Genomic DNA, 24,255 nt, shown 5'->3' on the forward strand with positions numbered 1-24,255 from the left:
CCTACGGAGTATTTACATCGCGCCCGAAAGCAGCGCCGCGACCCTGTTCTCTCACTATCTTACGCATCATGGCAAGAGGAACTGTGTCGTCGGACTTGTTGAACTGCTTTTGGACACGGGCATACATAGCGTCGCCCATCTGATCTTTCAGCCTCTGGTATTCGGCTGATTTGTCCCGTGTCCGCCGGGCCGGTGCTTCCGACTGCCGAGCCTGGCGCCGATCAGCCGCCGAACGGATGTCATCCATTTCGTTCGGCGTGTACTGGTTCTCGGCATCCTGCCGCATCGGGTTCGGCACGGTCGTGGTCGCAGGAGCCGCTGGCTTGTTGCGCTGCCGGATGCGAGCGAGCGCCGCGATGGCCTGGGGCGGCATGTACACCGGGTCGGACCCGTTGATGCTGTAGGCACCGTTGTCCAGCACTTCGATCTTGCCGGTCTTGACCGCCAGCTTGGCAATGTCGGCAGCCCGCTTCGGGGTAAGCGCGTTGTCGCCCCGCAACAGGCCAGTGACGGCCGAGCCGTAATCCGACGCATCGGTCTGCTGCGCGTCGCTCAGCGTGGCGCCTTCCTTCACGCCCAGGATGCTCGGCACCACCTGATCGACCTTCGTGCCAAGGTCGTCATCGAATCCGGTGTCGCGCTTCTGGAACTCAATGGCCGCCCGCTGGTGCGGGAGCTGCGCCTGGAGCTGGGTCTTCTTCTCCGGGTCGGTCTCCCGATCCACGGCCCGCTGGAGCCGGACGAACTGCTGGTCGAGGCCGGCGACCTTACGCTCGTCCTCGGTGCCACCACCTGCCCGGCCCCCTGCCCCGCGGCCCGCCGGACGTGCGATCCGCTCAAGCTGGGGCACGTAGGCGGCGCGGCCAGTGTCGCCGGCAGCCCAATCCCGACCGGCCCTGATGGCGTCGTTGAGCGCCTTCTGAGCAGCCTGGACCTTGGGCGTATCGTCGGGGTCAGCCTGCATCTGCTCGGCGAGCGCGTCGCGGGCGTTCTCCACCGCGGCGGCGTGACCGGCATACTCCTGCTGATCGGTGCCCTTCTTGTCCTGTGCGGCCTCCCGGCGCTGATAGAACTCCTGTCGCCTGTCGTCCTTGGCCTGACGTTGCTCCTGGCTGGTCTGGGCGCGGGTCTGTGCGTCGCGCTGCACCAGCTCCTGGATGGCGCGGGCACGCACGGCCGGGGACATCTTCTTGAGCGCGTCCTGGGCCTCGGGCGAGAGTTTGGCCACCACGTCCTGATTGCCGCCACCCGCATCGAGGTAGGCACCGTAGGACTTCTCGTCCTGGGCCTTGCGTTTCTCGGCGAGCTTCTGCGCAGCAGTCAGCGACCCAGCGCGAGCATTCTGCATCTGCTGAAGCCATTCGCTGCCGTTCTTCATGCCGGTGGCGAGGTATAGAAGTTGGTTGGCCGTGGCCTGACCACGCTCGGTCAGGTCGCCATCCTCGTCCACGATGCGATAATCGACCGTGCCGTTCGGCCCGACCTTATCGACGTACATGGACGATCCATCCGGGATTTGGTTGTGTGCGCTCTGGATGTCCTTAGCTGCACCGGCAATGTCACCCGACTTCAGCTTCTGCTCAGCCGACGCGCCGGCATACTGCACAGCCTGGCGGGTGTAGAGCAGTATGCTCTCGGAATACTTCTTCGCTTTGTCGGGCTCACCGCGCTTCAGGAAGTAGTCATAGCCCGCCTTGAGGCGCGCGATGGCCTTGGCATCCGACGCCAGGCGGTTGTCAGGGTCGATGGTCTGGTCGATCTGGCGGATGTCATCGGGCGTCGCCGCGCCTTCGTTGGCGTGGTAACGGCTGACCTGGGCGGCACGGTCGCTGCGCGCGTCCGGCAGGGCGCTGGTCTGTCCGTCGAGGCCAAACGTCCTGGCAATGGACGACATGCCGGCGTCGAGAGCTTCGTGCAGCCCTGGCAACCGGTGGTAGTCCGGCTCGGCAGGCGCAGAGTTGTTCCCCGGAACATCTTGCAGCTCGGCATCGGATGGGCGACGCGGCGGTAGCGGCGGGGCGGAAGCCTCGTCATCCGCAGGCATCTGCATCACAGGTGCGATGATGCCGCCTTCCGCCGCCATCTGTGTGGGGGCGTACTGCTCGTCATCAAGCACTGCCTGGTCTCCAGGCATCGACATCGCGCGACCACCAGGGGTAGGCGCCGGCAATTCGAGTGCTGCGGCAGGTGCGGGCGCAGAGATCACTGGTGCTGCGGGATTGCGACCCTGCACAGCGGCGGGCGCGACCGCCATCCGGGGCGCGGCCCCACCGGTGACGGCACGTGCATAATCTACTGTTTTCATGTTGCCGTCAGAGAGGCCAAGCTTGGCCGCCGTCGCCAGCGGGCGACCCGAGTGCCAGACCGACGCCGCATCGGCTGGGTTGCCGTACTTCTTGATCTGCTTACCGAACTCACCCTGGAATACCTTATCCTGGGCCACCGGGTCGTTCAGAAACTCCTGGGGGGTCATCGACTTGCCCAGGTGCTCTTTGGTCCACGACGGGATGTTGGCACCCATAACTTGGTAGCGGCCATAGGCACGGTCGCCCTTCTTGGTCACAGGCCCGAGCGCATCGTAACGACCACCGCTCTCCACCTTGCTCAGCGACTGCGCGAGCGAGGTCAGATCACCCATATCGGTGGCGAACGCAGGCAGCTTGCTGAAGCCGCTGTTGGATGGCTTCGATCCACCCTCTGCTTCATCACCACCCTTGTAGGTGTAGGGCTTCACGCCACCACGACCGGGAATGCCGCCAGCGTAGCCGGCAGCCTCCTTGTCGATATTCGCCTCGTCGCGGTCGCGGTCCTGCCGCTTCATCTCAGCTTCGGTCGGGGTCGCGAGCTTGTAGCCCGAGCTGAACCCGTTCACGAAATCCTTCAGCTCCTGACCCATGCCCATGTCGATTACCTCATCACGTCGAGAGCGCCGGTCGTATCGACCTGGGGTCTTTGGATCGGGAGAGCCTGCATCCGGGGCTTCGCACCGGCCTGGCTGCGCTCCTCACCGGACTTCCTGATGAGCTGTTGAAGATGTTTCTCACCCACCCAGCGCACGGTGTCAGCGGGCAGCACGAACTCACCCGCGTTGAGGCGTGCGGGCACATCGTCGGTCATAGCGCCACCGGAGGGCGACATGTCGCGCGTGACCCGGATGCCAGCATGCATCTCGTCGTCGGTCGGCACCGTGCCGCCTTCATCGAACAGCCCAGCGATGGCCGTGCCGATCCGCCCGCCGCTGTCGTAAGATTTCAGGCCCATACCGGCTACGGTGCCGAGAATGCTCCCCAGGCCGGAACTAGACGCCTGGTTGGCTTTGTACTCGTCCAGCCTGTTTGAGTACTGCTGATTGGTCGTGTTGGCGGCACCCGCCAGGGAGCCGTTGGCAAGGCTGGTGAACTGAGTGCCAGTCCCCATAGTGCTGGCACCAGACGCCGTGGTTGCCAGGTCGTTGCTGACCGCAGAGCTACCGGCCTGGAGCCCGAGCTGGGTCTCCTGGAGGCCACGGTTGGCAGTGGTGTTGCCCTGCTGGATCGCCTGTCCGAGCATCTGCTGCCCTGTGACGGCATCCTGGCGGCGCGACACGTTCATGGCGCTGGCCCGAGCGGCGGCCTCCTGAGTGCGGGTGCCCAGATCGAGAGCAGCAGCGCGCGTCTGCGTCGGGTCCACACCATATGCTTCAAGCTGGCGTTGGGCATTGGCGCGCGCCACGTCGAACTGCTGCGACACGTCGCCAGCCGATGCCGCTGCTCGACTGTTGATCTGCGTAGGGTCAGAATACTTCTGCGCGTTCTGGATGAACTCGTATTCCAGCGGCTGGTACGTCGTGTCGTATCGCGCCCGGTCGGCCGCTGCATTGGTGTTCAGCGCGCCTTGCTGTTCAAGCGTCGTAGCCACCACTTTGTCGGTGTTGGCACGGTCGGCAGCATATTGCCCCGTGGCCCACTGCTGCTGCTGGGTCGCCAAGTTCTGCGCCGACGTAGCAGCCTGCGTCTGCGCCGCGATGATCGGCGCATAGTTAGGAGCCGCAGGTGCTTTCTGTTTGCCCATGACTAACTCCGCGGCTTCGTATTGTTCGGGCGACAATGTTAAGGAAACGGCAATCGGCCTTATACATCGACCGTATTACCATGTCACCTTCGGGAAAAACGTCTTTAAGTATTGCTTCATCCTTGAAACCAAGGCTGGCATTGAAACGCAGAGCTTCGGTATTGGATGCGCGGATCGAAGCAAATACCTTGCGCATGCCGAGCTGGTTGAATGGGAAGTCGAACGCAACCCAAAGCAGATCACGATTCAGCCAACCCCGACGAACCCCGGCAACGTGCATCTGCAAGGACGCCTGTGTGGCATTTGAGTACACAATACCACCGACGAAACTGCCGTCCACGAACCGGGCGATGCACCGCTCACCCTCCGGGTTGAACACGGCACCGCCGGCCAGGGCCATGATCCGCCGGCCGGCGTCGAGTGCATGGTCGTCACCGATGTGGATACGGTCAAGGATCATCGGTGTCGCTCAATTACATTCAAGATCAGTGGGCCTTGCGGTTCACCGTTGATCATCTTCAGGCGGTAGACGTTAACACCGGGGCTGGGTGTATCCCTGAACATCAGATGCGTTTGTGAAAAATAAATCTGGGCACCATCATCTGCCCTTACGGTGAAGAACTGAACGCGAGTGTTCCGCAGCAGTGTTACAGAGCCATCAGGGTTCGTCCGCTCAAGACTTAATAGTTTAGTACCGGCCGATACTGGATATCCTTTGTCAGGCTGGCCATCGAACTGGGCATAAATATCCATTTGCGCATGGTTTCGCGTCGTAATCTGAGCTTCGAGTTGCGGAGTATTATCTCGATCATCCGTAACCAAAACACTATTTGTAACACCGGCGATTTCAAGCTGTTCGCCCAACACTTCAACCGGAACATTAAACCGGAACACCCCACCCATATACGCGAACACCTGAGTCGGGCCGACAGCCTGCCCATTGTCCAGCGTCGGGTCGTAGAGCTGAAATTGGTTGGCGGTAAAAGATATGGCAGACGAGAACGTGCCATCGGCATTTCGCTTTGCCAGCACAGAAAAGCCGGCGACTGCATTGCCGGCTTTCAACGCAAGCTTGTACTCGGCGTAGTATCCCTGCGGTCCAGCAGTCGCGATGAACTTCAGCTTGCCCTTCGCGCTGATCCCGTCCGCGTTTGCCTTTACCTCGTCAATGATCTTTGCCGTGGACTGACCGTTTTCGGTGTACTGCTTTTCCAGACGCTGCACACTCGTACCGGCGGCCTTCACCTGGTCGGTGACGCTCGGCGTGCTGGTGTTCCGTTGCCCGACCAAGGTCTGAACGTTCTGCCGCAGCGCATTCACTGTTTGCAACAGTGAATCCACATCTGCACCAGCCTCAGGAACGGTGGTGAACGTGTAGTCCTTAGTTGCAGCCATCAGACGTTCTTCAGGTCATCGATGGTTTGCCCGAGCGCAAGCCGATGCACAACGGTGTTGCTGGTGATCTCGACTTGCCAGATATCGTCCTTGAATGAACCCGGCATGCGTCGGACTTGTCGATCCGCGAGGTCGCCTTCAAATCTGAGCACACCGTTGTTGCCAAAGACGCGAACATGCAAACCTGCAAGTTCGACGCTGGTGTCATAATATGCTTGGATCGCGCCGAAGTTGAGCGGCTTCTGTGTCTGGAACTGCTTCGATGTCCAGATGACAGTTTTCAACAGCGTTCCCGAAGGCATCCATTCGTAGATCATTCCACCTTTGATGATCCACGGCTTGCCCGAAGCAAAGTCGAGCCCACATGCGGATGTATCAGCAAGGTCGTCATAATTGACCGTGCAGTCGTTACCAATGCCAAAACCTATCTCAACGGAAGTCACGGGTACACTGCCCGGAACGTTCTGTTTCTGCCTGCCGAAATACATGCCATAGGCAAACACGGCATCGATGGTTTCGGGGTTGAACTGGGTTGCCCAGGCGGTGCGTCCGATCACTTCGTCAGACACGATCTTGGCACCTGAGAGGGTGTAGAGCACCAGGCCACTGTAAGACGCCCAGTACACCCCCTCAGGAGCCACAGCGATGCTCTGGCGGCTGTAGCAAGGCAACGGGGCAGCATTCTGGGTGAGGGCCATCGTTGCCCCCGTAGAGCCTGTCAGCGAGCACGGGTTGCTCGACGTGCAAACGATGCAGGTGTTGCCGATGACCGCGAGGCCGATGATGTAATGCTGCACCGTGAGCTGATACGCGACCGGCCAGGACCAAGGCTTGAAGTTGTCACTGATGTAGAGGTTGTTGCCTTTGAAAGCGACCATGATGCCATTGGGCATCAACGCGAGCCCTTGCAGCCCGAGCGGTGGCGGGTCGGTGTTGGTGGTATCCAGCTCAGTTGTTCCGGAGACAACAAGGTCGTCCTGCGTGTCCGCGTAGGACGTGGTGCCGATCGGTAGGTCAACGACAAAGTTGAACACCGTGGCGCCACTTGTGGCAGTCACGGTTCGGTAGATACGGACGGTCTTGATCGGGGAATAGTCGCGGTCGAACACCACCGGCTGGGGGATGTTCGAGATGTTCCACACAGCATCGGTCGGCGCCGTCGCCTCGGCTGCGGGGCTCGGCCCGCTCTCTTCGCCATACTGGTTGATGAACGTGACGACATACGATCTGGTCAAGACTTCCGCGATGAAGTCACCAGGAGCATCGTTGCCGTCGATAACACCGTCGTCGTTGGTGTCCTCGGCGGGCTCACGCTGAGCGTTGGTCGTGTCGGGTGAGACGACTGGCGTTTGCGTAGGCCGTGGCACACCAATCGCGTGGCTGGCCGACTGACCATTGCCCGCGATAATGTCGGCCTTCGTGGTCATGCGAAGGCCAGTGGTCGGGGAGCAGTAGTAATACCGCTCAAAGCTATCGTTGACCGTGGGACTCCGAACAACATCGGTGTCTTGGTCGGTAAACTCCCACCAATACCCTTGTGTCAGGTTGACCGCATAAGCATCCGGTATCGGGATGCGATACACGAACCGGGTGGTGCCAGCTACGGCCTTCACCGGGTCGGGGTACCGCACTGGCTCCAGCCCGCCAGTATTCGGGCGCTGGTTGACCGATTTAGCCGCGGCGTTGTCCGGCAGCGAGCGCACGTCGAGTTTAGGTGTGCAGCCCGTAAAGTCCTTGATGAGGATGCCGACCAACGCCGCGGTCCTTTTACTAGAGTTGTTCCGGGAACAACTTACTCAGAGACGGGGCCGTCACCGACAGCACGGGGGGTGGCCGGCGGACGGCCGCGCTTGCGCTTGGGCTGCTCGGGCTCGCCGACACCGGCCATCAAATCGGCAGCGTTCGGTTCGTCTACATGCTCCGGCTGACCGTTCTCGGTCTGGCGCTCGCCACCGAACGCCTCGGCCTGCTCTCCCTCCTCAGTCTGATCGCCGATGGGGTTGCCCCACTCGTCGTGCGTAGCCGGAGCCACTTCGTCGGTGTGACCCTGATAGGTGCCGGCAGCTTCGTAGTTGTCGGCCTTGGCGCGGTCCTGCACTTCATTCTCGGCGTTGGCCTGGGAGGCGTCGGCCTGCGCCTCGGACGCCTCCGGGTGCCCGATGAACGTGCTCTCCTCGCGCAGGCCCACGGCCTTGGCCTGCTCGGTGCGCTGCTTCACGAGATCGGCGGCCATGCCGACGACCGCGGGGTGCACCGGGGCATGGCGACCGTGGACGTTCTCGTGCTCATCCTGGATCTCCTTCTCCAGGTTCACCTTGGCGTTGACAGCCTGCTGCTCGGCAGCCTTGTCAGCGGTCTCCTGACGGGCGTCGGCGCGGGCCTTGGCCAACTCCTCGGCCTCCAGACGAGCCGCCTCGCGGGCGCCTTCCTGGGCCTTGGTATTGTAGGCCAACTGCTGTTCGGCCATGCCGACAGCCTTCTGACCGGCACCGCGCTCGGCCGCCAGCTTGTCACGCATCTTCTTGGACAGATGTGCGTGCTCGTGATCTTTCAGGCCTTCGATGGATGACATGTCAAGCACTCCTGTGCGGTATCTACTTCACAATACCATGTTCGAGCACACGGTCCAACTTGGTCTCCAGCTTCTGGACCGCTTCGATTATGCTCTTCTGGTTCTGAAGGACGCGAGTTTCGATCTTATCGATATCGTCAACCTTCATATAGTGTTCAAGAAGGTATTGACGATCCTCGCCACGCTGGTCGCGGAGCAGGTTTATCCCACCCTGTAACGCGGCGATCTTCTGATCGACTTCACGGAACCGCGCGTCACTGTCGAGGATGCGTTTGTCGAGCTTGATCTCCAGTTCCTTGAACTGTTCCTGTCGCTCGCTCGCCGCTTCCTTAAGCATTTTCTCCAGCTTGCCGACATCATCCTTGAGGCCAGCCAGCGACTTCGTGGAGGCGGCGTCAGTCTCCCCGCGCTTGTAGATGAACGAGATCACACCGATGAGCGTGCCGCTGAGCCCGAACAACGATGTGACGACGGTGAGCCACGTTTGTACGGAATCCACGACACGCCCTTGCTTGTTCCGCGGAACAAATGTTCCGGTGTGCTATTTAACCGGCGGCAGGGCGCCGGGCACGCCCTGAACACGCTCCGTGGTGCGAAGGGCTCCGAGCCCGAGAATGCCGGTCAAGACCACCATCAGGTCGTTGATCGACAGGGTGGGTGCCGGCGGGATCGCGGCACCGATCATCACGCCAGCGAGATTGGTGCCCCAAGTCAGGATCGGCGCCAGGACGAACTGGTAGCCAAACCCGGCAGCGCAGATCCATCCGACTGATGGGCGCCACCGCGCCGAGAACCGGTCGTTGCCAGTCGCCTCGGCCAGGTTGACCTGGGACTGCGCCTTGGCGATCTCCATGGTCGCGTTGACTACTGCGATCTCACGCGCCGCCAGGGCCTGCTCGACATCGGCCTGGGCCGCAGCCTTGGCGTTCGGATCGGGCACGAGGCGGTCAACGAGGATCTTGGCCGTGTCTGCGATGGACGGCATGGCCGCCCCTATGGCCGGGCCGATGCCCCCGGTCACTGCGCCCCCGATGATGCTCCCGATGAAGCTGCCGGCTCCGCTGGCCATCTCAGGCGTCCTTCTGGTTCGGCGGGAATGCGGCGCGGAGACGATCCGCCATCCGCTGCCACAGGTTGCGCGTGTCCACTGTGACCGGAACGATCACGATGGGTGGCGCGGGCGGTGCGACCACGACAGGCGCCTTCGGGATCACCGGGGCTGGGGCGACCGAGCCGCCCAGCGCCACCTCGACCGTATTGGTCGCGAAGGCGTTGCGCAGTGCCGCCTCGACGGCCTCGGGCTTCACCAACGCCTTGTTGAGGCCATCGCCAGCATAGTAGCTCTGGCCACGCACGAGCTGGCGGGTGGCGCCCTTGCACGCGGTCAGCACCGGGAACGAGGCCCACTCCTGGGCGATGGCCAGTCCGAACGCCGTGATGGTCATCTTGCCGGCCATGAACTTGTCATAGCCGCGTCGCAGCAGGAGCTGCATTGCCAGCCGGTCCTGGAAATCAGGCGTGAACAGGTCCGTGCCCATCAGTACCATTTGCTTACGCAAATCCTGAAGCGTCGCAGTCATGAACTGGTAGCGCCCGCAGGCGGACGAACCAAACGCCTTCGTGCGGCGCGACCCATCCGCTATCACCGCGTCGAGCGTCATGCTGGTCAGCGGCTTCGGCATCTGTGCCATCTTGTTGGCATAGACAGTATCGTAGCCCTTCGGCGCTTCAAACCCAGCGATGAAGTTGAGCAGCAGCGCAGCGCCTGCCGGCACGGTGCGATCCATGGCGATCCTCAAGCTGTGAATGCGAGGGTGCCGTTGTCGTACCAAGGCTGACCCGCATTATCGGGGGCATCAGTCGGCACGACAGCGGCCATGCCCTGGAGCAGGGTCATCACGGACACTGGATTGAGCTGGCTCTGATCCACGTTGTTCGCTGCCGCGATGGCCGCAGCCTTCTGGGCATCGGTCATAGGCGTGAACGACAACACGCCGTTGTTGAGCCACGGCACCCCGTTACCAGACGGGATTTCGGTCGGCAGGAGCGCCATCACGGATTGCAGAAGCAGCGCGAGTGCCTGCTGGGTCGGGGCAGGATGCTGCACACCGATGAGGGCAACAGCCTGTGCCGCGTAGAACGCCGCCTGCCGAGCAGAACCACGAGCTGCGTTCTCCGAGTACGAAGCGAACTGTGCAGCCTGCTGCGCGGCGTCCAATGTCTGCCGTGCGGCAGCAAGGACGCGGTTCTCTGCCTGTGCGACGACCTGTCGGGCCTGGTTAAGCACCTGCTGGGTGAGGGCCAAGGTCTCCCGACCCGCAGCGATCACCCGGTCCTCTGCGGCAGCGACGACTTGCTGCGCCTGCGCCAGGGACTGCGCAGCGGATGTCGCGGAGCGCGCCGAATTGGTCGCGAAAGTCTGTGACTGTACCGCGGACAGCGCTGAAGCTGCCGCCGACTGCGTAGCTGCCGCCTCGCTGTCCAGGAACTGCTGAAGCGTGAAGTCCGGCATGGCCGGACCTTTGTCCCAGATGACTGGGCGCACGCCTGGCCGACTACGCTTGATGTACGAGCGCACCGGCTGATCATCGAGCGCCAGGTAGGTGAACTCAGGCAGGGCGTTGGCGAACTGATCCATCCCGGCCAACGGGCCGGAAGCATCCCACTTGAACACCATCCCGTTGTCGATCAGCCGGGAGTATTCCGTGAGGTATCCGGGGATCAGCGCGGCTGCGCTCTCAATCGCCCTCTGGCGATAACCGACACCTGCGCTCATGCGAACCTCGGAAATCGCCAACGTTGCCGGGTCGGTAATCCTCCATCACGATCCGTCAGCGGAGCAGAATTGAGTTCTCTGCTGTAGATCTGCGTGTGGTACTGACCGAGTGACGTATTACTATAGGGTTTTGCTGTTTGCAACATCATGGCACCAAGCACACCATGGAGCAGCAAAGTGTACTTGCTCGAGAAGATATCAGCCGGCATCCACATCTGCGGATTTTCCAGATCGACATCGAGCGAAGGTGCGAGAGCCAGCGTTAGATACAGATAGTCTGCTGGGTCGAGCGTCGCGATGTCAGTGCGGATCGCGACCTTCTCTTCGGAGTACTGGATCGCTTCCATACCGAGCGTCGGATGCTGGGCATTGATCAGCATGACGATCCGCGCACCAGGCTGCGATATGCTGAACATCTGCTTGCCTGGCACAAGGCGGAATGGCACCACCTCCGTCCAGATCCGCCCGCGCTGACAGGCATCCTGAAGCATGTCGAACAGGGCAAGCCGCGTCTGGCTGTCCTTGGCCCCCGGCAGACGTGAGCGGATCGACCCAAGCAACCGCGCGCTTGGGTCGATGCTGGGCGCCTCCGCGGCGTCCGCACGGGCGTAAGACAGCAGCGTGTCGTACTGCTCCTTGTTGACCCGTGCAGTATCGATGTCAGACCAGGGTCGCTTCGGCATCGCGTAAAGGCGTGCGAGCGTGCCGGCGATCACCAGGGTATGGTTCTTCAGCCACTGATCGTCATCGAGCCAGGCCGTGAAATCCGACGCCGGATCGGTCGGAGGATCGGTGTTCAGCGACAGCCGGCACACCTCGCTCACGGTCTCGAACAGTGCGAGCTTCACGATGCGGTCGGTGGCACCGGTGACCTGGGCGCGCAGCAGCCTGTAGGTGTTGTCGGTCAGCGCGCTCATACGCTACCCCCGGAGAGCTTAGTGGCAAACAGGCTGCGAAATGAGGTCGAGCGCGCGTTGTTGGCCGCTTCGTCGTCAGTCAGCTCGCAGTAGGCCACGAGGTAATCGAGCAGTGCCGAGCGGTACTGACGGTCTACCACCTGGAGATCGATGCCGGGGCCGACCACGGTCAGCGTGCCATGGGGATCATCTATGAACAGGTCGGGCCGCAGCCGACGCATGTCATCGACACCCTGCTGCAAGCCCTCCAGCATCGTGGTGTCGGCATAGCGGTAGGGTGCGAGCGCGTCGTTCAGATTAATCCTGGCGAGGCGGATGTAGTCGGCGGTCGCGTCAAGAGCCATGGCACCCTCCCCTACGCACGAGGGCCACCACCCCGAAGGATGGCGGCCCCATTGTTCCCCGGAACAATTACTGGGTGACGACGCCCTGCACGAGGCACGTCGCGTCCAGCACCTTGAAACCGTAGACGTTGAGCCCACGGACGATATCGCCGAACGTGCTCTCCGAGCGGATGGTCTCCATCTCGGTGATCTGCGAGGCGAACGTGGTGGAGTGGCGGTGCCCGGCGAAGACCGGGAACTCGCCCGCCGCGAGCTGGCCGGTGGCGGTGGCGCTGGTCGGCAGCAGGTTCGAGATGTAGATCGTGAACCGATCGATCATCCCGAGCTTGCCGTTGCGCAGCGTGGACACACTGTCGCCCGACAGGCCGGCGTTCCGCAGGTCCGACTGCTTGATGTAAGAGCCGAACCACGACGGCGCCACGATCCAGCGGCCCTCCTCCGGGATGTTCTGCTCGTCCAGCACCTGCCCCATACGGCAGATGTACTCGATCACGTCCACCTCACCCACGCCGGGGTTGCGGGCGGCGAGGTTCACCGGAGCGCCGGTCGCGCCCAGGTTGAGCGAGTGCGAGATCGCGCCAGCCACCGCACCGCGGTTGTCCACGCTCGCCTTGCCGAGCAGGTACAGCAGCATGTCACGGTCTACCGTGAGCTTCATCTGCTGGGACGCATCATCGGTCCACATGCCGATGACATCAATGTCCATCTGCTTCTTCATCACGTCATCGAGGATCGCAGCAAAGTACTTGCCGCGGTCGATGAGCAGGCTGACGGTGGGCGCGGACGGACGCTCGAACTCCAGCGGCTGATCTGCCGAGTAGTTCTTGATGGTCAGGGTCGGACGGGTGCGGATGATGATCTTGTCACCCATCCCGGAGATCTCACCCTCGTAGTCCGTGTTGCTGATCGCAGCGAGCACGGTCGAGGCGTAGAACTTCTCCAGGAGTTTCGCCGACCAGATCTCCGGGATGAAGGTCCCGGAATAGGGCGGGTTCGGCGAAACGGCGTTCAGACCATAGGGGGTGTTGGAGACCGGAAACGACATCGTGCCCTCTCAGAGGTGCCGGGGTTGAACCGGCACCTCCTGTTCCGCGGAACAACTAAGGGCCGGCGACTACTTGCTGAGGTCGATCGTCCCATCGCGGTAGGCTTGATCAAGTTCAGCTTCGCGCTGCTTGATCTCGGCAGTCGTCATGCGCAGACGGCCGAGTGCCTTGTCGTGATGAAACTTTGTATAGTCGGAGAGTAGGATACGGCGTCCGTCTCCCTGGTCGCCGGAACGACCTGGATCAGCGACCGTCTTGCCCTTGCCCGGCGCCGCAAAACGGTCGAGAGACTTGGGAGCTGCCGCTCTACCTTGTCCCTGATCCTGCTGGCCCTCTGGCGAGGATCTGCCCTTGTCGGACAGATACCGCTTGAAGAAGAACGCTACACGCCCGGCTTCGTTGCGGTTGTAGGCGTTCTGTAACAACTTGGAATACGAAAGTCCAGAGGCTTCGTCGGTCTGTAGTAGCCAGTCCTGGTAGAAGTCCGGGTCTTTGTTGATTTCCTCCCAGTTCGGCACGTCCTTGTCCAGTGCCTTGTGCATGTCCTCGCGGCTCTTGGACTGCTCGGACTGCTCGCGCTGCTCGGTCTTGCCAGTCAAGCGCTTGATCTCGGCCTGCAACGGTGCCTGCGCGGCCTTCACTGCACGGTCGATGATGTCGGCAACATCGCCCCAGTCGTTGCGCTCCTCTTCCGAGAGCACATCCTTGATGTCGAAAGCCTTGGGCTCCTGTTGCCCACCCTCGGGACGGTTGCTCTCCAGGCTGCGCAGCCGATCTTCCATGCCGCTGACAGCCTCGCGCAGGCTGTCGTTCTCCTGGCGCAGGGTGCGGTTGCTATCGCGCAGCGGCTCGAATTGACCCTGGAGCGAACGGTAGCGCTGCTCCCAGTCCTCGGGCTTGCCATCCTGGCGCTGCTCCTGACGCTGTTCGCCCCGCGGGGGCTCAGCGCTGGTCTGTGGCGGCGTCCGCTGGTCGCCTTGGCGCTCGGTGCCCTCCTGGCGTTCCTGGCTCTCCTGGGCCTGCTCTGCGGACTGGTCGGGTGCCCGACCCTCACGCATGTTCTTCAGGGCGTCGTCGGCAGCCGCCGCCCGTGCGCGCAGGTGCTTGGGCACCGCACTCATGTCCAGAGATTCTGGACCCTTTGCCTCGATCACGGCCATTGTTGATCCCTCGGTTTACCAGCACGCTTTTCTTGGTGGGCCAGCTTTTCCAACTGACTCTCGGCGGATGCCAAGTTAAGGCAGAGCTGCTGCATAGCAACCGCTCGGCCCTGCGCGTGCAAGATGCTGCTCGGTTCGGCGGAAAGCAAGTTCTCGTTGTCAATTTCTGCTGACGCCGACAACGCCTGTAAAAAATAGCCCCAATCCTGTGGGGCTATTTTCTTCATTTTCGTGGCTGCCTCTAGCAGCGCTCGGTGAACCTGGGTGTTTGTGCTCATCGCTTAGACTTCTTCGTGGCGGGCTTCTTCGGTTTATCGACGCCGTAATCGATGGCGCCGGTCGATCCGAAGCTGATGCGGGGCTGATCCTTGTCCTTGCGCTTGGACCCGGAAGTCGCCCCCGCGGTCGAGACCGACCGGGAGGCGACGACCTTCGTGGTGCGAGGACGCCGCACTAGAGCGGGTTGCCAGCGTCGTTCTGACCGGCGCCCTTCCGACCCTTCGGGCCGGTCGAGCTACCGCTGCCACCACCGCGCTGGGTGCGACCAGCCATAGCCGGGCCGACCTTCTGATTGCCGATGCTGGCCTTGCCACCGGGCCGGGCCGAGAACCGGCTGTCGCCACCGGACTTCTTCACCCCGGTCACGCCGGGAGCCTGCGCCCCGGTGCGGGCGGTGTGCCCCACAGGGGCCTTGCCACCGGTCGGGATCGAGATACCGGCACGCACACCTTTCGACTTGTTCTTCATGGATTTCATCGTGCTCTCCTAATTGCACATCATCCGCACGGTGAGGTTCGTGCCTTGCGGAGCGGTGGTGAACGGGCTCGCGGTCAACGCCAGGGTGCCTTGCGACACCTTCACGTTGGCCGTGGCACCGGACAAACTCTGGGTGGCTACAGCGCCTGTCACCATCTGGACGAGGCCATTGATCGTGACCCACCCGGTGATGACATCGACATCGGCTGCGCTGGTGCAGGCAGACCACGCGAACGTTGCGACACCGCTGGCGTTGGCAGCGGCGGTGTAGCGCTCGATGCGTTTCGGGGTGCCAGCAGGACCGGTTGCGCCGGCTACGCCTTGCGGCCCCTGCGGACCGGTTGCGCCGGCGGCCCCGGCTGGCCCGGTCGCGCCTTGGGTGCCGGTTTCGCCTTTCGGACCGGTTGCGCCTGCGGGGCCGGTGGGTCCAGCCGGGCCAGTTGCACCAGCAGGGCCGACATCGCCTTGCGCACCCTTGGCGCCGGTCGCGCCGGTTGCTCCTGTGGCACCTGTGGCACCCGTGTCGCCTTTCAGTCCCGGCGGGCCGGCGGGCCCAGTATCGCCTTTTGCGCCAGTAGGACCCGCCGGTCCCAACGAACCATCTGAACCAGCAACACCAGCAGGCCCAGGACTGCCAGCGGGCCCAGAAGGGCCACTAGGACCAGTGGGTCCGACATCGCCCTTGTCTCCCTTCGCGCCTACAGCACCTTGAGCCCCTGCCGGGCCAGCGGCTCCGGTATCCCCCTTCGAACCAGTCGCGCCGTCCTTGCCCGCTGGTCCCGCCGCGCCCGCTGTGCCGGCAATTCCTTGAGGTCCGGCGGGACCAGCAGGCCCAGCCACGCCGTCTGCGCCACGAGGCCCAGCAGGACCAGATGGTCCGACAGCGCCAGGGCGGCCGTCTGCACCCGGAGCACCTGCTGGCCCCACATCTCCAGCGGGTCCGCGCTCACCTTGTGATCCTGCATCGCCTCGCTCACCTTTCTCCCCTGTGGGACCGGCAGGTCCGGCCGGACCTGTAAGGCCCATGCCTGGTGCGCCCTCGTCCTCGGCAAGGGCTGGCGCCGCAGCGAGCGCTACGCAGAGCGCGAGTGCCAGAAACCGACGCATCAGCTCCCACCCCCATAGTTCAGTCGGAACAGGCAGGGCGCTCCTGGATCGAACAGCGCCATGATCGACACGTATCGGGTCGACCCCTGCATCGGATTCGGCACGCTCGCCAGTGCACGGCCGGTGCGCGCGAAATAGAACGTGTCCTCGAACTGATTAACCTGTCCAGTCGGCGAGGTCACACGCAAGACGTTCGGGATCGTCTCGCCATTATACACGACGGGCTCAGTCGTGACCGGTGCCGTTGCTGGCACCGATGAGATCACGATGTCCGCAGCACACGCATTGTTGCCACGATAACTCTCAGCCTCAGCGGGCTGCGTGATCATGTACGTCTGCGACGTTGTCGTGACTGGGAACGAAAACGTCTTCTCGACGCGCTGGAATGGCACGACGAGCACACGTTGCCAGGTGTTCGCCACCTGTGCGCGCGCAGAAGGCAGAAGTCCGGTTCCGACAATGCCGAGAGCTAACCCAACGGATGCAGCGAGCCCTGCGAGATCACGAGCCTTCATTTGCAGCTCCATGCCTTGAGTGACAGTGCCTTGCGAGTCGGCCTGCCCTTCTCGTCCTCCATCGGACCCGGCATGCCTTTCATGCGGGCACAGAACGACTTCTGCCGCCCGCGCTCCGCATCGTTCTTGGCCTTCTTGACCGGTGGCTTCAGGTTCATCCCCTCACGCTTGGCCGACGCGCGACCCTTGGCGTTCAGGCCACCCGCCGGGTTCTTGCCCTCCTTCCGTGTCCACGCTCCCGCCATACCGCCCTCCCTGTTCCGCGGAACAACTCACACCATGCCACGAACCGCTGCGCTCTCTGGCTGACCGAGATCGGTGTTTGGCCCAACAGGCGCTGTGCCGCCCTGGGGAGCCCCACCAGGGCCGGGTAGCGAGCGCTCGCCCTCCTGCTCGATCTGCTGCGCCTGCGCCGCCTGCGCCTGCGCCTGGGCAGCCTGGGCCTGCTTGGTGAGCCGGTCCTGAAGCTCCTCGACCGTGGGCACGATCTCCTCGCCGGGCAGGCCGACATCCTTGGCCACGCTGTAGAGCAACGCACGCCGGCCGAGCGGCCCCATGATGCCGAAGTCGGTCGGGTTGTTCGTTCCCTGCAACAGTTCCATCTGGCGCTGCCGGTTGGTCTCACGCTGCACCGCGACCTGGACGCCCTCGACACGGATCGTCTCGTCGCCCTGGAACAGACCGGACGTGTCGGTGAGCAGCAGGAAGTCGTAGAGCATCTGGATCAGAGGCTCCATGACATCGCGGTCGATGTTGGCACAGACGTTCTTCAGGATCTTGTTGGCGTTGCCCATGAGCATCGCCAGACCCGACGCGGTACGACCGGCACCGCCCATGCGGTCGGAGCCCGTCACGTAGCGCGGGATGGCCGACAGCTCGTCGGCCATCTGCGAGATCTTCTCGTAGTTCACGAAGTACTGGGGCGAGTTGTCCTGCGGCTGGAAGAACCCGACCGGAGGCATGGCAGACGCGCCGCGATTCATCGGGTTGTCCCGATAGTGCCAGCGTTTCCACGGATAGATGTCGTCGTTGTCCCCGCCGCCCTCGATCCGATCATCATTAATCATGACCTGGGGGCCGGAAGACATCGACATGTTGTTGACGGTGGCGCGCAGGATCGCGTTGCCGACATCCTGGAGGTCGCCCAGGATATCGGGCAGCGCGTTGCCGACCGGAGTGCCCGGCACCTTCTCGAACGAGGTGATGAAGTATGGTGCGCGCTTGCGCGGGCTCGGGTGGATCTGCGCCTTGATGACATAGCGGCCGATCAGCCACGCCTGGATAAAGTAATCCAGATCTTCGTCGGGCACGTCGTCTTCATCAAAGCCCCAGTCCCGGAGCAGCTTGCCTTGGACCGAGCCGTGAAACTCCACGCAATCGATGATCCCGGAATTGTTCGTGCTCGGGCTCTCACGGTTCTCCCCGCGCGCCCGCTCGCTGTCGGTGGGATCGGTCCACGATTTCCACCCCCTGGTGCCGTAGTCGCGCAGCACGCCGCGGATATTCTCCTCGACGTAGCCCGGCACGCCGATCAGCGCGTTGAGGTCGGCGCGGGTGAACCGATTGATCTCGATCACGTCACCGTCGCGGATGTCGCTCACGCCCGGCGTCCAGTAGATGTCGAACGGCGACTTGCGCGACCAGAACATCTTGGCGCTGTTCTGCTGCACCGCCTGGGGACCGTTCGGCCCCTTGACCCACTTCATCTGTGGGGCGACGCGCACCTCCGGCCCCTTGATGCATGCGAAGGGGAAGATCGGGAGGTCGTTCAGGAACTCGGCGAGGGCGGTGTAGAACCCACCCTCCACGAGGTAGTCGTCCACCGCGTCCTCGGCGCGCTCGGCCTGCTCGCGAGCCTTGCGCTTGTTGGCGCCGATGGCCTCGTTGACCAGGCCCTGAAGGCGATCACGGATGGTGTTGGGGTCAGGCATGCCCGCACCCTGGGCCACCATGGCGCGCACCTCGGCCTGCACCAGCTCCTGGATGGCCTCCTGGATCGACTGGGGCAGCGACGGCTCCGGGGTCGGGTCCAGGCCCCAGGGTCGATCCACCTCCAAGTACACCTCACGCAGGAGCGACGTGGCGCCCCGACACTTCGTAGCCGCGATGCCAGCATACACCTCGGACCCGGAGAACTCCCGGATCTCGGCGAGCTTGCGCGGGTCGTACTCGCGATTGAACGCACGCTGCGCCGCCAGTAGCCGATGATTCCACCCGGCCGCCGACGAGCGGTGATCACGCATCACGTACCACACCCGGTTGATGTAGTTCGCAAGATCAGAAGCCACTTGCTCATCGAGCGGCTGGCCATATTTCTCGTCGCGGTCGCGGTCTTCCTTCTCCGCGAGTTCCGCGGGGGACATCGACTGCACGAATGTCCGATTGACTTGTAAGCCGGCCAAGATGACGCCCTACGATTATTTGCGTGCGCGGCACTCGCCAGAATAGCTAGTACATGATAACCGTTCGGAAAGCTATAGGTGCACCAGATGTCCGCCACGTCGATGCAAATCGAAGCAGATTTGCGCAACAAGCTTGTAGAAACCGCCATCGAAACACGCGGGATGTCCCATCGTTTGATGGTCTCACTGGCATCCGAGATCGCGATGGACATCCTGCCCGTCGAGCAGATCCTGCGTAGCCACAGCATCACGCAAACCGAGTTCGACAAGCTGATCCGGCAGGACATCTTTCAGCAGCTTTACCGCGAGGCGCTGCTGGCCTGGGGCGCCACCTCGTCGGCCTCGACGCGGATCAAGGCGAAGATGGAGACCGGCCTGGAACTGGCGCTGCCCCAGTTATTCGCCGAGATCTACAAGGATGGACTGACCACCGCAAAGGTCGAACTAATCAAGACCTTCATGAAGGGCGGCGGCATCGGCGAGCGCGCAGGCGGTGGCTCCGGCGAAGGCGGCGTGCAGATCGTGATCAACATGGATGCCCAGAAGCCGGCAGTGACAATTGACGCCACGCCGATTTCTCGGGATGCAGAAGACATTTAATTGTTCCGCGGAACAAGCGACAGCAGGATCACCATGAGCAACATTCGAGAACTGAAGCCACATGCTGCAACGAACGCCACAACCATATCCAAGCTAGAAGAGGCTCTGGCTATGGCAAAAGAAGGTCGATTGATCGAGGTATGCCTTGTCGGTTGTTTGAGTACGCGCGGAATTTTTACGTCAACAAGCAGCAGCGAAGACATCTATCGCCTGATCGGCGCGATGGAACAGCTCAAACACGAACTGCTCAACGATAAAATGCTGGGTAACGACTGATGTCCAAGATCCGTTTCGACGCGCCGCCCACCGTGGCGGCGTTCATGCGTTCGACCGCATTCTTCCGCATCGTCGCCGGGCCGGTAGGCTCGGGCAAGACCACGGGCTGCATCTTCGAGGTGCTGCGCCGCGCCATCGAGCAGCGCCCGGCGCCGGACGGTGTGCGCTACACCCGGTTCGCCATCGTGCGTAAAACCCTCAAGCAGCTTGAAGACACCGTGCTCAAGGACATCCGGCAATGGCTCGCTGGCATCCATGAGTACCGGGCACAGGCGAAGACGGTGGTCATCAAGATGCAACTTGCGGACGGCACCCGTGTCGCCTCCGAGTGGATTTTGATCCCACTGGAAGACGCCGAGGACCAGTCTCGCCTGCTGTCGTCCCAGCTCACGGGGGCGTGGATGTCCGAGGCCATCGACATCTCTACCGACCTGGTGCAGGCGATCACCGGCCGGTGTGGGCGATACCCCTCCGGCGCCCAAGGCGGGTGTACTTGGTACGGCATCATCGCCGACACCAACATGCCCTCACGCGGCTCGGACTGGCACCGCCTGATGGCGCTGGAGACGCCGACGAACTGCGAGGTGTTCATCCAGCCGGGCGGCATGGACGACGACGCCGAGAACCTGGAGTGGCTGCTCCAGACCGAGGAGACCCTGAAGCTCCCGGTCAACGATGAGCGCCGCCGTGCGCAGGGCCGGACTTACTACATCAACGCAATGTCGGCGGGTCAGGGTAAGGACTGGTGCGACCGCTACATCCACGCCAAGTACGGCGCCGACCCATCCGGCCAGACCGTGTTCGTGAACTCGTTCGACGGGGACCGCCACGTCGTCAGCAGCCTGCAACCGGTGCGCGGCCGGACGCTGATCATCGGCCAAGACTTCGGCCGCAACCCGTGCGCGGTAATCTGCCAGCAGGACGGTCGCGACCGACTGTTGGTGCTGGAGGAGCTGATCTCGGTCAACATGGGCCTGGAGCAGCACGTCAAGGATTCGCTGCGCCCCGCCCTGCTGTCGCCGCGGTTCGCCGGTCTGCCGTTCTACATCATCGGAGACCCGAGCGGTGTGGCCGGCGGCCAGGTGTTCGATGAGAGCCCGTTCGACTACCTAAACAAGGAGAACTACCGGGCCTACCCCGCACCATCGAACGCCATCGACAAGCGGCTGGCCGCAGTGGAGAGCCACTTCCTCCATAACGTCGGTGAAGACCCCGGCATCCTCATAGATGAGCAGGGCTGCCCCACGCTCGTGCGTGCCCTCTCCATCGAGTATCGTTACGCCAAGCGCCGCAACGGCAACCTAGCGCCGTTGCCCGAGAAGAAGAACCCATGGTCGGACGTGGTGGACGCGCTCCAGTATGTGTGCCTAGCGACGAACAGCGGCCTTGGCGAGTACCTGACCACACAGCTCTTCGCAAACAGAAAGGCATCCGGCGCTGTGAGACGCCGGATGCCCGTTGGTGCTTGGACTTGAAACTTACTGGAACGCGAGCGCGTGTAAAGTGCCGTTGCCTTCCATCAGCATGAACTTGTACGTTGATGGGTCTCGGTAGATCTGCACGTATCCGGGGATCGGCGCGGGCACCGGCTGACCACCATCGCGAAAGATCAGTGGCGCATCGCTGAACACGGGACGATAAGCGCCACCGCCGTCCTTGACCGTCCCGAACCCGAAGAACCGTGACAGGTAGATAGAGCCAGCCGATGGCGGGCCGGAAAAAGTAAGCCGCACCTTCTTGACGTTCACAGCGAAGTTAGTTGGCTGCCACGACACCTGGGCTCGGCCATTGTTGGCGAAGCTACGCCGCGTAGTCCATGTCGTGCCGTCAAAGGTTTCCAGCGCGACATTTGACGGTATGCCGGCAAAGTCGAAGCTCGCCCCGAGGCCGAGCAGGTACGTCGGCGGAGCCGCGTTGAAGTTCACCTCGATCGATACCGGGTAAGTGGACGAGGCGTTCCACGTCGCGTTGTTCGACCCGTCGAGGTCGAACACCGAGGAGAGCGCACCATCCACAGGCGGCGAGCCCGCTGTCTGCGTGACGGTGTAACGCTTATCGGCGAACGCCAGCATGTCGTCCTGGCTGCCCGCGAATGCCTGCCAGCGCAACGACCAGGGCATTGTCGAGCGCATGGATGGCGATGCACTGGACCAATCTTCCACGACGTTGGCTTCGATCTTAAAGGCGCCCGAACGATCCTCCACGAGATCCATGCCAATGGGTGAGCGCACGCGGTTGTTGCGCGAACCGGAGCTGAACGTAATTGCAGTCCCTGGGCTGGAGGTGGTCTGCCAATCCCAGATCATCATGTTGACCTGATTACCCTGTCCGCCAAGCACGAGAGCGCGAGTCGCGGATGCCTCAGGCTGAATAGAACCTTCGAAGAAATTGAACGCCACACCGGCAGTTGCCGCATCTACCTCCGTGACGACACCCTGCACACAGTCGAAGATCGATCCCACGTAGATATAATTCGAGTTGACGAACGCCTGCCCCGTCGCAGACAGACGTGCACCCGTGTTGAAGTTCTTGATCTCCCCAAGGGAGATACGCGCGTAATTAATCCGGTTAGCGAACGACGTCTGGGCGGACATGCGAAGTCCGTCGCCGGTGCGCTGCCCGGAAACATTCGCGAGCCGGATCGACCCGGTGATTTGCAGGTCGCTGATCGCATCCGCACCGTCGATCTCGATTGCCCCGTGCGTGAATGCGGACGAGCCACCGACAGCAATATCACCCCATCCGTCCAGGCGGCCGTACTGCCCAACCGCGAGCGCGCAGGTGTCAGCCGTGCCGTTGAGCTTGGCCCCTTCGAACGTCACCGTGACGTTGGCGTCGATCTTGATGCACGCACTCGTGCGGTAGGTTCCGCGCAGAACGACGTTACCGCGCGCGGGCTTGGCCGCGTTGATCGCCGCGTTGATCGCGCCGTAGTCATCCCCGCCCTTACCGACGTTGGCCCCGAAGTTCTCAGGGTAGAACCGGATCGCTGTCTGGCCGATCAGTTTATCAAGCGTCCCGACGCCACGGCCGTCGGATGGCGCAACGCTCATTCCCGACACGTTTCCAGACGAGACATCACCTTTCAGGATGATGCTGTCCACGTTCGGCCGGTACATGTCCGGCGACGGGTAACGTGGTGCTTTCGTCGCATCAAAAGCCAGCGCGTTGGTCGCCAGCAACAGCGGAACTAAGAACAAAGACTTGCGCATTCCGGCAACCTCCGAAGTTGTTCCTGGAACATATACCCCAAGATGTTCCGCGGAACAAATAGAAAGGCCCGCGGGGTTGCCACGGGCCAGTGTTCGTTCTGTTGTTCCAGGAACAAGATTAGCGGGTGCGTCGGCATCCCAGTGCTTCATGCCGATCCAAAGCGGCCTTGATGGCGCTCTCGATGCGGAGCTGGATGCGGCTGACCGCCTGTGGCCTGGAGCGCTCCAGCAGCTCCGGCACCGCCTTCCAGATGTCCAGAGCTGCCTCCAGGGCCATTAGGTCCACAGGCGGGTCCTGGGCGTCGCCTAGGGGCATGTGGCCCTTCTCGATACCGTCCTTCTTGTTCCAGGGCTTGAACGCCAGAAGCCCATCCACGTCCGGCCACTCACCCGTGAACTGGATGGCACGGTCGTCAATGGTGACGAAGGCCGGCGGCTTGTGCATCGGGAAGCGGATGCTGCCCCCATCGAACATGACACGGTGCTCACCACCAATGGCATTATAGACCAGCACTCCCTCAAAATACTCGGCCATCCACCGAGCCATCGCCTCTGCGCCTCCGGGCTCGTGGGAGCGTGACGACACCACCGCTACCTCAAACTTCTTCACAGCGGCCTGGATGAACTCTTTGGCGCCCGGCACTGGTGGGTCAATGACGATATCGGCCCCCTTCCAGCCTGAGGTGTAGGAGTGGAGCACCCCGTCGAAGTCGAGGACAAGAATGGGCAGGGAGCGCGTCATCAGTGGCCTACCGTGTAGCTGGAGTGATCAAAGTTGTGGCCCTGAACATTCGGCGGATCATCGGGGATGCACGACGTGAGGAAGGCGAAGAACGCCACCCAGATCAGTGCGAAAACCATGGCACATCGCAGGGATGTCATCTCGATCCAATCAGTGAGTTTGCGACCGAACAGTCGGGTGCGCATTGCTCACCTTCCGCTGTAGTTCAGGCTTCAAGAGAACCGCAGACTAGCCGATGATGTTCCGCGGAACAACTGTGCAGTGGGCGGGCTGGAAAGGTGCGGGACTCCGGGAAGAAACCTCAATGAAGTCAACGAGGGTGAAAGTCCCGCACCTTTCGGTTAAGTGCTTGATAAATATAGATCCTGCGAGAACATGCTGAAGG

The 24,255-nt window shown here is 62.4% G+C and carries 25 protein-coding genes; 3 read left to right on the top strand and 22 right to left on the bottom strand.

What is annotated here, in order from left to right:
• Window position 1: 1 nt before the first annotated feature.
• The 20 genes from WYO_RS00850 to WYO_RS00940 form a co-directional block, all read right to left on the bottom strand.
• Complete coding sequence (locus WYO_RS00850; RefSeq protein WP_007557883.1) at window positions 2–2,902, bottom strand: hypothetical protein; 2,901 nt, start codon at window positions 2,900–2,902, stop codon at window positions 2–4.
• A gap of 5 nt (window positions 2,903–2,907) precedes the next feature.
• On the bottom strand, window positions 2,908–4,050 hold the full coding sequence (locus WYO_RS00855; protein WP_007557885.1) for a hypothetical protein: 1,143 nt from the start codon (window positions 4,048–4,050) through the stop codon (window positions 2,908–2,910).
• Window positions 4,019–4,510, bottom strand: coding sequence for a GNAT family N-acetyltransferase (locus WYO_RS30570; protein WP_007557887.1), 492 nt, complete (start codon window positions 4,508–4,510; stop codon window positions 4,019–4,021). The genes WYO_RS00855 and WYO_RS30570 overlap by 32 nt, the downstream gene beginning before the upstream one ends.
• Window positions 4,507–5,445, bottom strand: coding sequence for a hypothetical protein (locus WYO_RS30575; protein ID WP_007557889.1), 939 nt, complete (start codon window positions 5,443–5,445; stop codon window positions 4,507–4,509). The genes WYO_RS30570 and WYO_RS30575 overlap by 4 nt, the downstream gene beginning before the upstream one ends.
• A complete protein-coding gene (locus WYO_RS00860; RefSeq protein ID WP_007557891.1) occupies window positions 5,445–7,199 on the bottom strand; it encodes a hypothetical protein in 1,755 nt (584 codons plus the stop codon). Before WYO_RS00860 ends, WYO_RS30575 begins: the two co-directional genes overlap by 1 nt.
• Window positions 7,200–7,237: 38 nt before the next feature.
• Entirely contained in the window at window positions 7,238–8,017 is a 780-nt protein-coding gene (locus tag WYO_RS00865; protein WP_007557893.1) for a hypothetical protein, read from the bottom strand.
• Window positions 8,018–8,039: 22 nt separating this feature from the next.
• Entirely contained in the window at window positions 8,040–8,516 is a 477-nt protein-coding gene (locus WYO_RS00870) for a hypothetical protein (RefSeq protein WP_007557895.1), read from the bottom strand.
• Window positions 8,517–8,558: 42 nt separating this feature from the next.
• Entirely contained in the window at window positions 8,559–9,086 is a 528-nt protein-coding gene (locus WYO_RS00875) for a 3TM-type holin (protein ID WP_007557898.1), read from the bottom strand.
• Between the two features lies 1 nt (window position 9,087).
• On the bottom strand, window positions 9,088–9,804 hold the full coding sequence (locus WYO_RS00880; protein ID WP_007557900.1) for a hypothetical protein: 717 nt from the start codon (window positions 9,802–9,804) through the stop codon (window positions 9,088–9,090).
• An 8-nt stretch (window positions 9,805–9,812) separates the two neighbouring features.
• Entirely contained in the window at window positions 9,813–10,793 is a 981-nt protein-coding gene (locus WYO_RS00885; protein WP_007557902.1) for a hypothetical protein, read from the bottom strand.
• Window positions 10,790–11,710, bottom strand: coding sequence for a hypothetical protein (locus WYO_RS00890; protein WP_007557905.1), 921 nt, complete (start codon window positions 11,708–11,710; stop codon window positions 10,790–10,792). Before WYO_RS00890 ends, WYO_RS00885 begins: the two co-directional genes overlap by 4 nt.
• Entirely contained in the window at window positions 11,707–12,054 is a 348-nt protein-coding gene (locus tag WYO_RS00895; RefSeq protein WP_007557907.1) for a hypothetical protein, read from the bottom strand. The genes WYO_RS00890 and WYO_RS00895 overlap by 4 nt, the downstream gene beginning before the upstream one ends.
• A gap of 67 nt (window positions 12,055–12,121) precedes the next feature.
• Window positions 12,122–13,099, bottom strand: a complete 978-nt coding sequence (locus tag WYO_RS00900) for a hypothetical protein (protein WP_007557909.1) — start codon at window positions 13,097–13,099, stop codon at window positions 12,122–12,124.
• 69 nt (window positions 13,100–13,168) lie between these two features.
• Complete coding sequence (locus WYO_RS00905) at window positions 13,169–14,260, bottom strand: hypothetical protein (protein WP_007557911.1); 1,092 nt, start codon at window positions 14,258–14,260, stop codon at window positions 13,169–13,171.
• Entirely contained in the window at window positions 14,251–14,538 is a 288-nt protein-coding gene (locus WYO_RS30580) for a hypothetical protein (RefSeq protein ID WP_128754894.1), read from the bottom strand. The genes WYO_RS00905 and WYO_RS30580 overlap by 10 nt, the downstream gene beginning before the upstream one ends.
• 175 nt (window positions 14,539–14,713) lie before the next feature.
• Entirely contained in the window at window positions 14,714–15,016 is a 303-nt protein-coding gene (locus WYO_RS00915) for a hypothetical protein (protein WP_007557917.1), read from the bottom strand.
• A 698-nt stretch (window positions 15,017–15,714) separates the two neighbouring features.
• Complete coding sequence (locus WYO_RS32060; RefSeq protein ID WP_165486532.1) at window positions 15,715–15,993, bottom strand: hypothetical protein; 279 nt, start codon at window positions 15,991–15,993, stop codon at window positions 15,715–15,717.
• A gap of 129 nt (window positions 15,994–16,122) precedes the next feature.
• Window positions 16,123–16,638: a hypothetical protein gene (locus WYO_RS00930; RefSeq protein WP_007557923.1), complete on the bottom strand. Its 516-nt coding sequence runs from the start codon at window positions 16,636–16,638 to the stop codon at window positions 16,123–16,125.
• A complete protein-coding gene (locus WYO_RS00935; RefSeq protein WP_007557925.1) occupies window positions 16,635–16,883 on the bottom strand; it encodes a DUF6321 domain-containing protein in 249 nt (82 codons plus the stop codon). Before WYO_RS00935 ends, WYO_RS00930 begins: the two co-directional genes overlap by 4 nt.
• Before the next feature lie 27 nt (window positions 16,884–16,910).
• Complete coding sequence (locus WYO_RS00940; protein WP_244424018.1) at window positions 16,911–19,001, bottom strand: hemophilus-specific protein; 2,091 nt, start codon at window positions 18,999–19,001, stop codon at window positions 16,911–16,913.
• 117 nt (window positions 19,002–19,118) lie between these two features.
• On the opposite strand from WYO_RS00940, the gene WYO_RS00945 reads away from it, so the two are divergent.
• From WYO_RS00945 to WYO_RS00950, 3 genes are read left to right on the top strand one after another with little or no spacing between them, the layout of a single operon-like run.
• A complete protein-coding gene (locus tag WYO_RS00945; protein WP_128754896.1) occupies window positions 19,119–19,640 on the top strand; it encodes a hypothetical protein in 522 nt (173 codons plus the stop codon).
• Between the two features lie 33 nt (window positions 19,641–19,673).
• Complete coding sequence (locus tag WYO_RS30585) at window positions 19,674–19,916, top strand: hypothetical protein (protein ID WP_128754897.1); 243 nt, start codon at window positions 19,674–19,676, stop codon at window positions 19,914–19,916.
• On the top strand, window positions 19,916–21,391 hold the full coding sequence (locus tag WYO_RS00950; RefSeq protein WP_007557931.1) for a hypothetical protein: 1,476 nt from the start codon (window positions 19,916–19,918) through the stop codon (window positions 21,389–21,391). The genes WYO_RS30585 and WYO_RS00950 overlap by 1 nt, the downstream gene beginning before the upstream one ends.
• 3 nt (window positions 21,392–21,394) lie before the next feature.
• On the opposite strand, the gene WYO_RS00955 is transcribed toward WYO_RS00950, so the two are convergent.
• Together WYO_RS00955 and WYO_RS31915 are read right to left on the bottom strand one after the other, a co-directional pair.
• On the bottom strand, window positions 21,395–23,128 hold the full coding sequence (locus WYO_RS00955) for a hypothetical protein (protein WP_007557933.1): 1,734 nt from the start codon (window positions 23,126–23,128) through the stop codon (window positions 21,395–21,397).
• 118 nt (window positions 23,129–23,246) lie between these two features.
• A complete protein-coding gene (locus WYO_RS31915; protein ID WP_007557935.1) occupies window positions 23,247–23,870 on the bottom strand; it encodes a hypothetical protein in 624 nt (207 codons plus the stop codon).
• Between the last annotated feature and the right edge of the window lie 385 nt (window positions 23,871–24,255).

It is taken from the genome of Methylobacterium sp. GXF4 (assembly GCF_000272495.1).
In the GTDB taxonomy this organism is placed as follows: Bacteria; Pseudomonadota; Alphaproteobacteria; order Rhizobiales; family Beijerinckiaceae; genus Methylobacterium; species Methylobacterium brachiatum.